The organism is Candidatus Pelagibacter bacterium nBUS_30 (assembly GCF_051201245.1).
In the GTDB taxonomy this organism is placed as follows: domain Bacteria; phylum Pseudomonadota; class Alphaproteobacteria; order Pelagibacterales; family Pelagibacteraceae; genus Pelagibacter.
In genome coordinates this window covers 644,867-660,531 of sequence record NZ_CP172842.1, presented here as the reverse complement: position 1 = coordinate 660,531, position 15,665 = coordinate 644,867, and the positions used below count along the sequence as shown (strand labels likewise).

At 28.2% G+C, this 15,665-nt stretch carries 21 protein-coding genes; 15 read left to right on the top strand and 6 right to left on the bottom strand.

The genetic code is table 11. The features are described from left to right. Position 1 precedes the first annotated feature (1 nt). Both ACIJYE_RS03620 and ACIJYE_RS03615 read right to left on the bottom strand, forming a co-directional pair. Positions 2-520 carry a hypothetical protein gene (locus tag ACIJYE_RS03620; protein WP_435091238.1) on the bottom strand — a complete coding sequence of 173 codons (519 nt, stop codon included), beginning with the start codon at positions 518-520 and terminating at the stop codon, positions 2-4. Positions 521-531: 11 nt separating this feature from the next. After that, complete coding sequence (locus tag ACIJYE_RS03615) at positions 532-681, bottom strand: hypothetical protein (RefSeq protein ID WP_435089192.1); 150 nt, start codon at positions 679-681, stop codon at positions 532-534. A 226-nt stretch (positions 682-907) separates the two neighbouring features. On the opposite strand from ACIJYE_RS03615, the gene ACIJYE_RS03610 reads away from it, so the two are divergent. Beyond that, the gene (locus ACIJYE_RS03610) at positions 908-1,078 is read left to right on the top strand and encodes a hypothetical protein (RefSeq protein WP_435091236.1); all 171 of its coding nucleotides are present in this window, start codon (positions 908-910) and stop codon (positions 1,076-1,078) included. Between the two features lie 78 nt (positions 1,079-1,156). Here ACIJYE_RS03610 and ACIJYE_RS03605 read toward each other — a convergent pair whose 3' ends face one another. Continuing rightward, positions 1,157-2,122, bottom strand: a complete 966-nt coding sequence (locus tag ACIJYE_RS03605) for a hypothetical protein (protein WP_435091235.1) — start codon at positions 2,120-2,122, stop codon at positions 1,157-1,159. A 287-nt stretch (positions 2,123-2,409) separates the two neighbouring features. Beyond that, a complete protein-coding gene (locus ACIJYE_RS03600; protein ID WP_435091234.1) occupies positions 2,410-3,486 on the bottom strand; it encodes a zinc ABC transporter substrate-binding protein in 1,077 nt (358 codons plus the stop codon). Positions 3,487-3,557: 71 nt separating this feature from the next. Between ACIJYE_RS03600 and ACIJYE_RS03595 the strand changes: the two genes are divergently transcribed. Genes ACIJYE_RS03595 through ACIJYE_RS03580 form a run of 4 tightly spaced genes read left to right on the top strand, consistent with a single transcriptional unit; the run spans position 3,558 to position 6,531 of the window. Continuing rightward, on the top strand, positions 3,558-4,304 hold the full coding sequence (locus tag ACIJYE_RS03595; RefSeq protein WP_435084861.1) for an ATP-binding cassette domain-containing protein: 747 nt from the start codon (positions 3,558-3,560) through the stop codon (positions 4,302-4,304). Position 4,305: 1 nt separating this feature from the next. After that, on the top strand, positions 4,306-5,109 hold the full coding sequence (locus ACIJYE_RS03590) for a metal ABC transporter permease (protein ID WP_435091233.1): 804 nt from the start codon (positions 4,306-4,308) through the stop codon (positions 5,107-5,109). A 24-nt stretch (positions 5,110-5,133) separates the two neighbouring features. After that, complete coding sequence (locus ACIJYE_RS03585; protein ID WP_435091232.1) at positions 5,134-5,532, top strand: Fur family transcriptional regulator; 399 nt, start codon at positions 5,134-5,136, stop codon at positions 5,530-5,532. Continuing rightward, a complete protein-coding gene (locus tag ACIJYE_RS03580; protein WP_435091231.1) occupies positions 5,533-6,531 on the top strand; it encodes an Ldh family oxidoreductase in 999 nt (332 codons plus the stop codon). Here ACIJYE_RS03580 and xth read toward each other — a convergent pair. Both xth and ACIJYE_RS03570 read right to left on the bottom strand, forming a co-directional pair. After that, complete coding sequence (xth, locus tag ACIJYE_RS03575; protein ID WP_435091229.1) at positions 6,523-7,299, bottom strand: exodeoxyribonuclease III; 777 nt, start codon at positions 7,297-7,299, stop codon at positions 6,523-6,525. The two genes, ACIJYE_RS03580 and xth, sit on opposite strands and share 9 nt — an antisense overlap. Then, entirely contained in the window at positions 7,299-7,616 is a 318-nt protein-coding gene (locus tag ACIJYE_RS03570; RefSeq protein WP_435084851.1) for a HesB/IscA family protein, read from the bottom strand. The genes xth and ACIJYE_RS03570 overlap by 1 nt, the downstream gene beginning before the upstream one ends. Positions 7,617-7,666: 50 nt before the next feature. Here ACIJYE_RS03570 and ACIJYE_RS03565 point away from each other — a divergent pair, with 50 nt between their 5' ends. Genes ACIJYE_RS03565 through serS form a run of 10 tightly spaced genes read left to right on the top strand, consistent with a single transcriptional unit; the run spans position 7,667 to position 15,644 of the window. Next, the gene (locus ACIJYE_RS03565) at positions 7,667-8,785 is read left to right on the top strand and encodes a deoxyguanosinetriphosphate triphosphohydrolase (protein WP_435091228.1); all 1,119 of its coding nucleotides are present in this window, start codon (positions 7,667-7,669) and stop codon (positions 8,783-8,785) included. After that, positions 8,782-10,515 (top strand): arginine--tRNA ligase, encoded by a 1,734-nt coding sequence (gene argS / locus ACIJYE_RS03560; RefSeq protein ID WP_435091227.1) that lies wholly within the window; start codon positions 8,782-8,784, stop codon positions 10,513-10,515. Before ACIJYE_RS03565 ends, argS begins: the two co-directional genes overlap by 4 nt. Next, positions 10,515-10,763, top strand: a complete 249-nt coding sequence (locus ACIJYE_RS03555) for a hypothetical protein (protein WP_435091226.1) — start codon at positions 10,515-10,517, stop codon at positions 10,761-10,763. The genes argS and ACIJYE_RS03555 overlap by 1 nt, the downstream gene beginning before the upstream one ends. Positions 10,764-10,766: 3 nt before the next feature. After that, a complete protein-coding gene (locus ACIJYE_RS03550; protein WP_435091225.1) occupies positions 10,767-11,717 on the top strand; it encodes a glycoside hydrolase family 3 N-terminal domain-containing protein in 951 nt (316 codons plus the stop codon). Positions 11,718-11,726: 9 nt separating this feature from the next. Next, entirely contained in the window at positions 11,727-12,470 is a 744-nt protein-coding gene (locus tag ACIJYE_RS03545; protein WP_435091223.1) for a segregation and condensation protein A, read from the top strand. Further along, the gene (scpB, locus tag ACIJYE_RS03540) at positions 12,463-13,167 is read left to right on the top strand and encodes an SMC-Scp complex subunit ScpB (RefSeq protein ID WP_435091222.1); all 705 of its coding nucleotides are present in this window, start codon (positions 12,463-12,465) and stop codon (positions 13,165-13,167) included. Before ACIJYE_RS03545 ends, scpB begins: the two co-directional genes overlap by 8 nt. A gap of 43 nt (positions 13,168-13,210) precedes the next feature. Next, the gene (gene tatA / locus ACIJYE_RS03535) at positions 13,211-13,411 is read left to right on the top strand and encodes a twin-arginine translocase TatA/TatE family subunit (RefSeq protein ID WP_435091221.1); all 201 of its coding nucleotides are present in this window, start codon (positions 13,211-13,213) and stop codon (positions 13,409-13,411) included. Positions 13,412-13,416: 5 nt separating this feature from the next. Then, entirely contained in the window at positions 13,417-13,632 is a 216-nt protein-coding gene (tatB, locus tag ACIJYE_RS03530; protein ID WP_435091220.1) for a Sec-independent protein translocase protein TatB, read from the top strand. Continuing rightward, positions 13,625-14,392, top strand: a complete 768-nt coding sequence (gene tatC, locus ACIJYE_RS03525; protein WP_435091219.1) for a twin-arginine translocase subunit TatC — start codon at positions 13,625-13,627, stop codon at positions 14,390-14,392. The genes tatB and tatC overlap by 8 nt, the downstream gene beginning before the upstream one ends. Beyond that, positions 14,385-15,644 (top strand): serine--tRNA ligase, encoded by a 1,260-nt coding sequence (gene serS, locus ACIJYE_RS03520; protein ID WP_435091218.1) that lies wholly within the window; start codon positions 14,385-14,387, stop codon positions 15,642-15,644. Before tatC ends, serS begins: the two co-directional genes overlap by 8 nt. Positions 15,645-15,665 lie beyond the last annotated feature (21 nt).

Sequence of the window (15,665 nt, the reverse complement as noted above, 5' to 3'; positions counted from 1 at the left end):
TTTACCTTTGAGCTGAAATCTTTATTGGTAAATCTTTTGTTACATCAAATCTTTCTTTTTTAGTCACATCATCAATTTGTTCTGATTTTTTTTTTAAGCACCACTCTTCATATAATCTACAAAATGTATAAATTGCATTATATCTATCGATCATTATCACAGTATTTAATTCACTTTTTATTAAAAATTTAACATCATATAATTCTTTAATGTTCACTTTGCTCAATACCTCTCTTGAATCTGGGTTATAATAACCAGATTTATCTTCACAAGGTGTTTCTAAAATTTCATCAATATATTCTTGAAAAACTTTTCCCTTAATAAACTTTTCATCATAAGTATTTGAATTTATTGTTTCATATATTAATCTTCTCAATGGAGGTTGTTTTAGCTCTATCCATAAGTTTAACAGCTCAAAATATATTAATTCATATAATCTTATCTGAATTGGTTTACCTCTAACAATTTTTGACCATTCTATAAATCTTCTAATATCAATATCTTTTCTAATATTTTTCATTTTATTAAACTTCAACCATCAGCTTTCAATTTAGTATGACCACAATTTTTACACTCAAGAGTCGTAATTCTATCTGTTGGATTAAATCCAAACTCAATATTTATAGTTTTGTATCTATGCAACCCAAGAAAACACAGTAATTTTACCAATTTTAAAATCATAATTTAGACACTTTAAATTGTTAATTTTAATCATTGATCATCAGTCTGAAGCTGAATTAGTGCGGGACTTAAATAGATCATACCGCAGACAAAAAATTAAAGCAAAAAATAATTCAGTTTTTTTTACTTATTCATTTAAGAGCACCTCTATAAATCTTTTTTTTAAAATAAATTTATTTTCTTAATTTTGATTATTTAAATTGTATTTATGTTATGATTATTCAATATGAAGGAGTTTAAAGAACTCATTAAAAAACATAAAAAAATTGAATTAGCAATTAAACATTTTACAAAATTAAGAATGAATGACAGAGCCTTTTCTTCTTGGGAAAAACTAAGAAAACTAAAAAAAGAAAAGTTAAAATTAAAAGAATTAGTTTCTAAATTAAAGAAATAATATTTTCAAAATAATATATTAAATTCTGAATTATATGGCCGTATCAGAAATTTCTAATACGACCATAATATAATTTATTTAAAACCAATTATTTGGAATAATAATGTAATGAATTGCTAAAACAATTCCAACAGATACACTTAATCCAAAGATCATTTTAATGAAGTCTTTTCCAATTAATGGAAAGACGTATTTAAATTTGTATTCTTTATTCATTGTAGATATAGCAAGTTCTCTACCACATAATAATCCTACAAATACCCATGTTGTAGACATTGGAAGGTCATTAAGTTCTTTAAAGTAGTATAGTACTGCAGCATAAATAACATTTATTATTGTTGCTGATCTTGCATATCTTGTTCCAGTCTTATCTAAAACAACTTTTTGTATTGGTCCACCATGAATATAAAATATGTAGAACAATAAAGCTGTAAAGTACGCTAGAACAATTAATAATAAAGTTACATCTAATTGTCTTGGAAGATAAACTGCTATATTAGCTACGTCATGAGATAACCAAACCCACCATAACCAACCTGAAGTTACCCATACAGAGTTTCTCCAAAATCCTATCCATTTATCTTGTACTTCATCAAATTTTTCATTGATAAATTTTGATACTACGATCCAAGCTAAATATGCAACTACAGCAGCTAAGCCATAACCTACAACACTTTTCATTAACATCTTTTCCAAAACTACAGTGGATGCAAATGCTGAAAGTACCAAGAAGGTTGTAGATACTGGGATACCAACTCTAGTTAATAATAAAAGAATAGCAGGAGCAACTGCGTGGTACCATTGAATTTCTTGAAATGGTATTCTGTTAAGTCTACCGTATGATATGTCGCCATCATATGAGTGCCATCCCCATGTTATAGCTATAGCCATTACAAAAGATGCTGAACCAGCAAGAGTGTACCATTTAAACCATTTTTGTTTAGACGCTATAAAAGTACCTAGCGTTTGTATTGAGTCATTTGCAATAACACTATATCCCGCTAAAGCAAAGCCGACGATTGTATATATTGTTGTCAGTTCCATTTTTTTCCTATTTTTTGTTTACTTTATTGTTTTCCGTTTCGAACGATTCTTATTCTTGATAACGATTTAATAGGTGTGAGGGAATTTATCTATAGCTAAATTTATTATCTTTTTTTGTAAGGAGTTGATTCATCGTTTTTTATAATAAAAAAAACATAAGTCCACAGTAAGAATTTAGAAATTTTTTTAAGAATAGATGATTCTTCTTAATTATATTATCCTTTAAATTTGTCTACTTAAAATTTACAAATATAAGTTGTATTTTGTATAATTACAAAACTGCCGACTTAACAACCTTTAAATGACAAAGACATATTTTTAATTAAATCAAAATATAAATCTTTACCTGGATCTAAAGTTGCACCTAATGGATCCAAAACACCTGTTTTTATCTTCATATCTTTCGCTACGGCGTTGATGATGTTAGGATTAAATTGAGGTTCAGAGAACACACAAGCAACTTTATCATGTTCAATAATTTCTCTGATTTCTGCTAATTGTTCGGCACCAGGCATTACATCAGGATTAACAGTAAACGCACCGAGAATATTCAAATTAAATCTTTTTTCAAAATATTGATATGCATCATGAAAAACTATAGATGACACACTTTTGTTTAATTCTGTCATCACTTGGATTGTAAGAGTATCAATTTCTTTAAGTGCTTTTTTTAAATTATCTTGATATTTTGATGCATTTTCAACATCATTTTCAATCAAATGTTCGGCCATTTCATTTAAGATTACTTTAGCATTCATTGGATCTAACCAAATGTGAGAGTCATATTCTCCGTGTGCATGACCTTCGTGATCATCTTTTTTTTTAGCATGATCATCATGGTCATGGTCGTCGTGATCATCTTCTTTTTTAGCGTGCTCATCATGGTCATGGTCGTCATGATCATCTTCTTTTTTAGCGTGCTCATCATGGTCATGGTCGTCATGATCATCTTCTTTTTTAGCGTGATCGTCATGGTCATCATGTTTATGTTCTTCAAAAATATTTCTTTCTCTAAACTTTAATATATTCAACCCTTTAACCTCCATTAATTCAATTTTTTCAGCTTTTTTAGCTATTGAGCTTAATGGTTTTTTTAAAAAATTTTCCATATCTTCACCAATCCAGAATACAATATCTGCGTTCTGCAACATTTTTGCATGAGATGGTTTCATGGAAAAAGAGTGAGGAGACGCGTAACCATCTACAATTAAACCTGGTTTTCCAATTCCATCCATAAGATAACTTGCTAAAGAATGGATAGGTTTAATTGATGTAACTACTTTTATTTCAGCATTAGCTGATGTAAATAATGTTAACATTGATAAAATTGATAAAATTAAGGATGATTTTTTGATATTTTTCATAATAAGTATTTTAATTAGTTGTTATAATATAACATTATGTAATAATATAACATTTACAAGTCAAGATATAAATGAACTCAGATAAAAATATATTAGTAGAGCTAAATAAAGTTGGTTTTAAACAAAATAATAAATGGTTAGTAGAAGGTGTTACATTAAAAGTTGAGAAAGGAAAGATTGTTACTCTAATTGGTCCAAATGGATCTGGCAAAAGTACTACAGCAAAAATTGCACTAGGTATTTATAAAAATATTGAGGGAAGTGTTGAAAAATTCACAAACAAAGTTGGTTATGTTCCTCAGAAAATTTCAATAGATTGGACTTTGCCACTAAGAGTGTATGATTTTATGCTTTTAACTGAAGATATTAAAGATGAAGCAATAGAAGAAGCTCTTACTCTTACTGGAGTTACTCATCTTAAAAATGAAAATTTAGGAAATTTATCAGGTGGAGAATTTCAAAGAGTTTTGATAGCAAGAGCAATTTCTAAAAAACCAGAATTATTAGTTCTAGATGAACCAGTTCAAGGTGTTGATTATACTGGAGAGATTGCGTTATATGAATTGATCAAAAAAATTTCAGATACTTTAAATTGTGGAATTTTATTAATTTCTCATGATTTACATACTGTTATGACAGCAACCGATCATGTTGTTTGCTTAAATGGACATGTATGTTGTTCAGGTACACCAATGGATGTTGCTAAAAATAATGAATACAAAACTTTGTTTGGTGAACAAGCTTCTCAAATTCTAACTGTTTATGAGCATAAGCATGATCATGTTCATTCAGATGAGGGTCGAATAAAGAAAAATTAACATGTTAGATGATTTTTTTATAAGAGCTTTAATAGCCGGAATAGGAGTTGCGCTAGTAACGGGACCACTAGGTTGTTTTGTAGTATGGAGAAGATTGTCTTATTTTGGCGATACATTATCTCATTCAGCCTTATTAGGTGTTACAATAGCTTATTCGTTTGAGCTTAATATTGTGTTATCAGTGTTCATAATTTCATCTGTTGTTGCATTGATATTAATTCAACTTCAGAAAAAAACTAATCTACCTGGAGACGCTTTGTTAGGTCTTTTGGCACACTCTTCTTTAGCTGTTGGATTAGTTGTAATTGGTTTTTTAACTTTTATTCGTTTTGACATAATGGGTCTTTTATTTGGAGACATATTAGCCGTAACAACTAATGACTTAATTATTATATGGACTGGTGGAGCATTAATTTTATTTGTACTTAAATTGATCTGGAAACCTCTGTTCGCATCTACGGTAAATTATGAACTAGCAGAAGCAGAGGGGTTAAATCCTGATAGATCTAAAGCTATATTTACAATTTTGATGGCTGCAGTGATTGCTATATCAATTAAAATGGTTGGATTATTGTTAATCACTGGAATGTTAATTATACCGGCTGCAATGGCAAGAAATATTTCAGACAGTCCAAAGAAAATGGTTTTATATTCAGTTATTGGTGGTCTTTTATCAGTAATATTGGGTTTATTTTCTTCATTAGAATTTAACACGTCATCTGGACCTTCAATAATTATGGCTGCTTTAGTTTTATTTATATTGTCTTTACTTAATATTAAACAATCGATTAAATTGAAAAATTAACAACTAATTGATAAGAATTTGTATATGCAAAAAGAACATAATCTTTCTAAAAACCAAAAAATTATTTTTGATATAATTGATAAATCTGGTGAGCCAATGAAAGCTTATTCAATTCTATTTAATGTTCAAAAAAAAGGAATTAAAGCTCCATTGCAAGTTTACAGAGCTTTAGATAAATTAGTAGAAATTGGAAAGATCCATAAAGTTGAAAGTAGAAATGCTTTTATAGCTTGTCAAAATTCTAACTGTCAAATTTCTAAAGCAACAGCATTCTCAATTTGTGAAAATTGTGAAAATGTTTCTGAAATAAGTAATTCAAAACTTTCAAAATATTTATCAAACTTTACAGATGATTCTGGAATGAAATACAGCAAGTATAATTTAGAATTTTTTGGTTTATGCAAAAATTGTAAGACTAAATAAATGAACAATATTCCTTTATCTTTAGATGAGATTTTCGATTTAGCTAAAAAAACACTATTAGCTAATGGATGCGATGATGAAACAGCATCTATTCTAGCTAATTTAATCAAGAATGCAGAAAGAGATGGTTCTGTATCTCATGGCTTGTTTAGATTGCCTGCTTATGTCAGTGGTCTCAAAAGTGGAAAGATCAACGGTAAAGGTAAACCTGAAATAAATAAAGTTTCTTCATCTGTAATTAAAGTTCAAGGTAATAATTGCTTAGCTCCAGTTGTTTTAAGTAAGGGTTTGCCTGAATTATCTAAGGCCGCAAAAGAAAATGGGGTCGCTGTGTTAGCTATAAATAATTCACATCATATGGCTGCTATGTGGCCTGAAACTGAAAAGTTAGCAGAAGATGGTTTAGTCGCTTTTGCTTGTACATCATACAAACCTGCTGTTGCTCCTGCTGGAGCAATCAAACCCTTATTTGGTACTAACCCAATTTCATTTGCGTGGCCTAGACCCGGAAAAACTCCTGTTGTCTACGATATGGCCACTGCCTCAATGGCAATGGGTGAAGTACAAGTCGCAAAAAGAGAAGGGCATAAAGTTCCACTTGGTACAGGCTTAACTAAAGATGGCAAAGAAACAACTGATCCAGGTGAAATAGCAGACGGAGGTGTATTGTTGCCTTTTGGTGGATATAAAGGTTCTGCAATTGCAATGATGGTTGAATTACTTGCGGGTGCTTTAGTTGGAGATAATTTTAGTTATGAGACGGCTACTAAAGATAATAATGATGGTGGACCACCTAGCGGAGGCGAATTTATTTTAGCTATTTGTCCTGATAAAACAGCCGGAACAACTTGGCAAAAACATGCTGAAGAATTTTTTGAAAAAATGAAATCAATGGGTGAAGTTAGATTGCCTGGTGAAAGAAGACATAAAAATAGACAGGATACAGGTCCTAGAAATATCAATGAGGATTTGGTTAATAAAATAAAGTCTCTAAGCTAGTTTAATTTCAATAGGCGTGTGATCTGAGGGTTTTTCTCTTCCACGAGGATCTTTATTAATATTAATATCTTTTACATTATCAATTATAGAGTTTGAAACTAAGAAATGATCAATTCTCATACCGTTATTTTTTTGCCATGCACCTCTCATATAATCCCAAAATGTATAGCCTTCTTTATCTTCATTAAAATGTCTGTAAACATCATTAAAACCAAGATTTAACATCTCTCTAAATTTTTTCCTTATTTCAAGCCTATATAATGCATCGTCTTCAAAGCTTTTAACATTATAAACGTCTTCGGCAGCTGGAATGACATTAAAGTCACCAGCAAGAATTATGTTAGAATTTTTTTTTGATAAAGTTTTTAATTGTTTAATTAATTGATCCATCCAATTTTTTTTATAATCATATTTTTCAGTATCAACAGGGTTTCCATTAGGAGTATAAATATTTATTAATTGGATAACTTTTTTCTTATATTTAATCTCTGCAGAAATTATTCTTGACTGTTTTAGTTTATCTTTAATTAGGTCAGTTCTGACATTTTCTAATTTACCTTTAGATACAATAGCAACACCGTTATAGCTTTTCTGACCAAAAACATGACTTTCATAATTCATAGATGCAAAATCATCATATGGAAAGTTAACATCTTCAGTTTTAATTTCTTGCATCATTAAAACGTCAGGTTTGTATTTAAGTAAATAACTTTTGATATTATCTATTCTTGCTCTAACTGAATTAACGTTCCAGGATGAAATAATCATTAAAGAGAGAATGAGACACCACAACCACAAGAAGATTTGGTTTGTGGATTAGAAATTTTAAAAGACTCACCTATAAGTTCAGATACATAATCAACTTCAGAGCCTTTTAATAGGTCTGCTGATGTTTTATCAATTAATATATTCTCATAATTGAAATCATCGTCATTTTTAGATTTATCAAATGTGAATTCATATTGAAATCCAGAACAACCACCACCTTTAATAGCGATTCTAAAAAAAGAACCTACATCTTTTTTAGACAATAAATTTGCTATCTGTTTTAAAGCATTATCTGTAAATTTAATTTCTTTAATCATGTCTGAACACTGATAATACTAATATAATACTTAATTATTTAAATTAAAGGATGAAAAAACACACTTTGTTAGGCGTATTTAAAAGTAAGGGTAGACTTAGTAAAGAACCTACTTCAAAGTATCGATCACCTTTTCAAAGAGACAGAGATAGAATTATTCACAGTGCATCGTTTAGAAGACTAAAACATAAAACTCAAGTATTTGTGAATACTGAGGGAGATCATTTTAGAACAAGAATCACTCATTCTATTGAGGTTGCACAAATAGCTAGATCTATCGCAAAATATCTAAACTTAAATGAAGATTTAGCTGAAACATTAAGTCTGGCTCACGATTTAGGCCACACACCTTTTGGACATGCTGGTGAAGACGCTTTAAATGAATGTATGGGAAATTATGGCGGTTTTGATCATAATCTTCAAACATTAAGAATAGTTATGTTCTTAGAGAATAAGTATTTTAAGTTTAAAGGTCTTAATTTATCAGTTGAAACCTTAGAAGGGTTATTAAAACATAATGGTCCTGTTGAAGATACAGCCTTGGTAAATAGTTTGATTGGTTTGAAAACTTTTAAGGGAAAGATTAATTTTAATACTTACGCATCTTTAGAAGCTCAAATTTCAGCAATTTCAGATGATATTGCATATAATAATCATGACATACAAGATGGGATTAAAGCTAATTTGTTTAAATTAGATGAGCTTGTTGAAATAGACTTTTTTAAATCAATTTATTTTAAGTATAAAAATAAGATTAATAAAAAAAATTATAAAATAGCTACTTATCAAATAATTAGAGACTCAATTGATTTAATGATCAGGGATTTATTAGTTAACACACAAAAAAATCTAAAAATGTTTAAAATTAAATCTGTAAAAGATGTTGCTAAAATAGATCAATTAATAGTTAGTTTTTCAGACAAATTGCAGAATTCAGAAAAAGAAATTAGATTTTTTTTAAAAACAAAAATGTATAATAATAAATCAGTTCTAAGGAAAAATCAAAGAGGTAAAGTGATTGTTAAAAAGTTATTTAATATAATCAAATCAAATCCTAGAAAATTTCTTTCAAAAGATCAATTGACTATAGATAAATTTAGAGCTATTTCAGATTTTATTTCAGGTATGACAGATCGTTATGCTATTAAACTATATAATAATTATAAATGAATATTTTTGAGTCATACATAGACAAAATTAAATCAATCTTAATTGATCTAAATAAACAAGGGGAATTGATAATTCCAGAAACTTTTAATGGAATTAACGCAGAAATTCCACCAGAACAATTTGATTGTGATATTTCAACTAATGTTGCAATGGTGCTTTCAAAATTAAATAAAAAATCGCCAATTGATTTAGCTGAACAAATATCTCCTATTATTAAAGATAAAGACCCACTAATTGAAAATATTACAATTGTGAAACCAGGATTTATTAATATTAAGTTTAAACCTTTATTTTGGACAAATTTTATTAAAGAAATTATCACTAATTCAAAAAACTTTGGTGTTAATGTAAAAGAAAAAAAGCTTAATTATTTGGTAGAGTTTGTTTCAGCTAACCCAACAGGGCCCTTACACGTCGGCCATTGTCGTGGCGCTATATTAGGTGATGTAATCTCTAATGTATTAATTTTTAATAAACATAAAGTTACTAAGGAATATTATGTTAATGATTATGGGAACCAAATTATTAATTATACAAAATCTGTTTATTTTAGAATTCGTGAAGTTAAATTTAAAGAACCTTTTCCTAGTGATAATACAGATTTATATCCTGGTGATTACTTGGTTGATTTTGCTAAGAATATTATTTCATTGAATTCAGATATTAATTTTGAGAATTATGATGAAATTGTAGATAAATTAACTGCATTATCTATAGAACAAGCATTATTTTTAATTAAAGAAAATTTAAAAAGTTTAGGAATTAAGCATGATAATTTTGTTAGTGAGAAAAGTATTGTTTTAAACAATGAAGTTGAAAAAGTGATCAAATTTTTAGAAGCCAGTAAGTACGTATATAGGGGTAAAATAAAAGCTCCAGCAGGTGAAGATAGTACGAATTGGGTTGAGAGAGAGCAGTTATTATTTAAATCAACAGATTTTGGTGATGATAAAGATAGAGCTTTACAAAAATCTGATGGTACATGGACATATTTTGCAAGTGACGTTGCTTATCATAAAAATAAAGTTGATAGGAATTTTGATCATTTAATCAATATACTAGGAGCAGATCATGCTGGCTATATTAAAAGAATTTCTTCTTCTGTTGATGCTTTGTCAGGTACCAAAAATAAATTAATTTGTAAAATTAGCCAACTTGTAAAACTTATCAAAGACAATAAACCTTTTAAAATGTCAAAAAGAAAAGGTGACTACATAACAGTTGACGATTTGGTTAAGGAAGTTGGTAAAGATGCTACGAGATTTATAATGCTTAATAGAAGTAGTGATGTTGAGCTAGATTTTGATTTTGATGCAGTAAAAGAAAAATCTAAAGATAATCCACTTTATTATGTTCAGTATTGTTATGCAAGAATTTCATCTGTCTTTAGACACCTTAGTAAAGATTTAAATTCAGATGTTAAAATAGATAATTATAAATTTGAATACTCAAATGATGAAATTAAGATATTAAAAAAAGTATCTCAATGGCCAAAATGTATTGATGCTGCTAGCACAAAACTAGAACCACATCGTATTCCAGTTTATTTATATGAACTAGCATCAGAATTTCATTCATATTGGAATTTAGGTAAACAACAACCAGAAAAAAGATTTATTAATGATCAAAAAAATATATCTCCAGATAAATTAGTTTTTTTAAAAGCAATATCTAACGTTATTAAATCAGGTATGAATATTGTTGGAGTTGATACTCCAGAAAAAATGTAATGTTAAAAGAAATTAAATATTTAATTTTTATAATCATAATAAGTTTATTCATTTTTTTTACTGGTAGATATTATTTTTCAGATGAAAATATTAAAAAATCTTACCGTGCTTACAAAAATATTGATGAAAAAATTAAAGTTTATTCAAAAGATTTACCAATTCTAGAAAATGATACTCAAGATATAATAGAATATGTAAAGCAAACTAATAAAAAAAGAAAAAAAAGTTTAATTTTTGGAAACTTTTAGAAAATGATTAAGAATAGAAAAGCGTTCATTGTTGGTTTAAAATCACACAAATTATCTAATAAAGAAAAAATTTTTTTACAAAAACACAGACCTTGGGGTGTAATATTATTTTCAAGAAATATTAACACAATTCAACAAACTAAAAATCTTACGGATAATATTAAAAAAATTTTTAAGGATAAAAAATATCCTATATTAATTGATCAAGAGGGAGGTAGGGTTAACAGATTAAATAGAATAATTTCATTTGAAAACCTGACTTCTGAATATTTTGGAAACTTATTTGAAAAAGATAAAATGAAATTAAATATTATCTATAAATTATTTGTTGATAAAACAGCTTTTTTGCTAAAGTTGATTGGTGCAAACATCAATACAGTTCCAGTTTTAGATCTTCGAGTTGAAGGATCAAGCAATATAATTGGAAACAGATCTTTTTCTAAAAATAAAAATACAGTCTCAAAAATGGGGGATTTATGCATAAAATTATTTCATGAAAACTCTATTGGCACTATCATTAAGCATATACCTGGTCATGGTTTGGCTAAAGTAGATAGTCACAACTTTACTCCAATCGTTAAAAAATCAGTTAAATATCTTAATAAAAATGATTTTTATCCTTTTAAGAATAAAAAAAGTTTTTTTGCTATGACGGGTCACGTTGTATATGAAAAATTAGATAAGATGAATACAGTAACTCACTCAAAAAAAATTATTAATTACATTAGGAAAGTAATTGGTTTTAAGAATATTTTAATTTCAGATGATCTTTCGATGAAGAGCTTAAAAGAAAATATAAAGATTAATACAATAAAGTGTTTCAAAGCTGGTTGTAATCTAGCGCTACATTGCAATGGCAATTTTAAAGAAATGGAGATTGTTGCCAACAATTCACCCTTGATAAGTTCTTTTATAGTAAAAAAAACATCACAATTTTACAAAATTTTAAGCTAATATCTTACTATGTCTGAGAGTGATTCTGTTTTATTTAATGTCGATATTAACAATTATAATGGACCTTTAGATATTCTGTTAGATTTAGCTAAGGCGCAAAAAGTTGATTTAGAAGAAATATCAATAACCAAATTAGCAGATCAATTTCATGATTATATAACAAAAGAGAAAGATTTGAATTTAGAGATAGCCTCCGAATATCTGTTGATGGCAACATGGTTAGCTTATCTTAAGTCAAAATTATTGTTACCTGGTACTCCTGAAGAAGAATTTAAAGTACAAGAAGTTGCGGATAAATTAAAATTACAGCTTAAAAAATTAGAACTTATAAGATTGTTATCTGAACAAATGCTTAAAAGAAAAAGGTTAGGTAGAGAAATAAGAACTCGTGGTATTAAAGGGAATATAAGATCTATTTATAGTTCAGAATATAATTTGAGTTTATTTGAGTTACTTAAATCATACTCCACAATAATAATGACAAAAGACTTTCAGAGAATGAATATTCCAAAATTACCAGTGTTCACTACTGAAGATGGTATAAAAACAATAAAACAATTTCTTGGTAAATTAATGGATTGGAAAAATATTGATGATTTAATTCCTGAAAACTTTAAAAGTGGATCAAGATATAAAAGAACTGGTAAAGCTGGAATTTTTGCTGGTTCTTTAGAATTGGTTAAGGAGGGTAATCTTTCGATAAAACAAGATAATTTATTTGATGATATTTATATTAAGGAAGTAAATGATTAAAAAAGAAAAAGCTTTAAAAAATAATGTGGTTAAATTCCCATCCAAGTTAACAGATCTTGAAAAACAAATAGAAGCAGTAATTTTTGCTGCAGCAGAGCCTTTAGATGTTGATACTATAGAAAGTAAGATCTCTAAAAAAACAAATGTTGTTAAATTGCTAAAAAAATTGCAACAAGAATATTTCAATCGAGGTATTAATTTAGTTTGTATTAAAGATAAGTGGTCCTTTAGAACTTCACCTAAGCTTTCTAGCTTAATGACACAAGAAAAAATTGTTGAAAAAAAATTATCAAGAGCAGCAGTAGAGACCTTAGCCATCATAGTTTACCATCAGCCAGTGACTAGAGCTGAGATAGAGGAAATAAGAGGTGTTGCATTTGGAACTAATACTTTAGAGATACTAATGGAATTAGATTGGGTTAAACCTGGTGGGAGAAAAGATGTGCCAGGGAAACCAATTCAATATTTAACAACTGATGGCTTTTTAAGTCACTTTAATTTACAAAAATTATCTGATCTTCCAACTGTAGACGAATTAGGTGCTGCTGGCTTAATTGATAGTTCAAGTGTTGATAATGCAATTTTTGGTTCTGGTAAATTTTTTAAAGAAAAGCAAGATGAAAAAAAAGAAGATATCTATTCTAATATTGATGAAATGTTAAATAGCACCCTTGATGAGGAAGAAAAAGATTCATAAAAAAGTCACTTTTAAATCAATCATAAAAAGGTTATAAGTTTTTATGAGCATAGGAATTTGGCAAATAGCAATAGTAGTAATATTAGTGGTTTTATTATTTGGTCGTGGAAAAATATCTAGTTTAATGGGTGATGTTGCTAAAGGTATAAAAAGTTTCAAAAAAGGAATGGCATCAGACATAACTGATGACACAGAGCCAAAAAATATTTCTGAAGAAAACAAAGACTCAAATAATAAAGATTAAATTACATGCCTACTATTGGTTGGTTTGAAATTTTAATTGTTGTAGCTATTGCTATAATAGTTCTTGGTCCAAAAGATTTTCCCGTAATGTTAAAAAAAGTAGGATCGTGGATAGGCACTGCTAAAAGTTATGTAAGTGATATCCAAAACGAAGTTTCTAACATTGATATAGAAGATGAAAATAATAATAAAATTAAAGATGAAAATAAAATAGATGAATAATGAAAATGAAGGTGGCTTTGTAAGTCACTTAACAGAATTAAGAAAAAGACTTATCCATAGTTTTATATTTTTATTTATATTTTTTATTGGATGCTATTTTTTTGCTGAACATATATATGGTTTCTTAGTTGATCCATATGCAAAAGCTGTCAAAGATGATGGTTCTGAAAGAAGATTAATTTTTACAGCACTTCAAGAAACTTTTTTAACTTATTTAAAAGTGTCTTTTTTTACTGCTTTCTTTGTTACATGCCCGTTCATATTAATGCAGATATGGAAATTTATTGCACCCGGTCTTTATAAACACGAAAAAATAGCAATTGCTCCTTATTTAATTTTAACACCCATCCTTTTTTTTCTTGGTGGCATGTTAGTTTATTATTTAATTATGCCATTAGCGATTAAGTTTTTTCTATCCTTTGAGAGTACCGGTTTATCAACTAACTTACCAATTCAACTTGAAGCTAAAGTTAATGAGTATTTATCTTTAGTAATGAAATTAATTTTTGCGTTTGGTATTAGTTTTCAATTGCCAGTAGTTTTAAGCCTATTAGCTAGAGTAGGCATTGTTGATAGCCAGTTTTTAAGAGAAAGAAGAAAATATGTTGTGGTAATCATTTTTGCTGCAGCAGCTTTATTAACTCCACCTGATCCAATAACTCAAATTGGTTTAGCAATTCCACTATTAATTTTATATGAATTATCAATATTTTCAGTAAAATTTATAGAAAAAAAAAATTTAAAAAATTCTGATGCATAATTTAAAAGAAATAAGAAAAAATTTTTCAAATTTTGAAAAGTCTCTTATAAAAAGATCTCTAAAAATTGATTTCAAAAATTTGCAAAAATTAGATGAACAAAATAGAGATTTAATTCAAAAAAAAGAAGCTTTAGAGAAGGAAAAAAAAGATATTTCAAAATCGAAAGACGAAAGTCTATTCGAAAAATCAAAAGAAATTTCTTCTGAATTGGAAAAAGTATCTGATAAACAAAAAAAAATTAAAATTGAATTAGAAAATTTCTTATCAAATATTCCCAACATTCCTCATCCTGATGTTCCGAGTGGTAAAGATGAAGATGATAATATTGAAGTGTCAAAATCTGGTAAGTTACCTAATTTTGATTTTACTCCAAAATCACATTATGAACTTGGTGAGAACTTAGACATGCTTGATTTTGATCTTGCAACAAAAACTACAGGTTCAAGATTTGTTTTTGTTAAAAATAAATTAGCTCTATTAGAAAGAGCGTTATCAAATTTTATGCTTGATACACATGTTAATCAAAACGAGTATCAGGAAATCTCACCTCCTTTAATTGCATCAGACAATACAATGTATGGCACTGGTCAGCTCCCTAAATTTGAAAATGATCAATTTGAAATTAAATTTGAAGAAGCTTCTGATAGAAAATTTCTAATCCCAACTGCTGAAGTTATTTTGACCAATATGGTTAAAGATAAAATTATAGATCGTAAAAATCTTCCAATGAGATTTGTTGCATCAACACCATGTTTTAGAAAAGAAGCAGGCAGTTATGGAAAAGACACTAAGGGAATGATTAGGCAGCATCAATTTTATAAAGTTGAAATGGTCAGCATTGTTGAAAAAGAAAATTGTTTAGAAGAACTTGAAAGAATGACTAACTGTGCAACTGATATTTTAGATAAATTAGAATTACCATACAGAAAAGTAATTTTATGTTCAGGCGATATGGGTTTTAGTGCTGAAAAGACTTACGATATAGAAGTGTGGCTACCATCAGAAAATAAATATCGTGAAATTTCATCTTGTTCCTCATGCTCAACATTTCAAGCACAAAGAATGAAAACCAGATATAAAAACGAAACTAAGGAAACAACTTTTGTTGGTACATTAAATGGTAGTGGTTTAGCTGTTGGGAGAACCTTAATTGCTGTTTTAGAAAACTATCAACAAAAAGATGGATCTATTATTGTGCCAAAAGTTTTAAGACCTTATATGAATAATTTGGAATTAATTTCATTGAAATAAAGTTGTTTTCATCAATAAGAT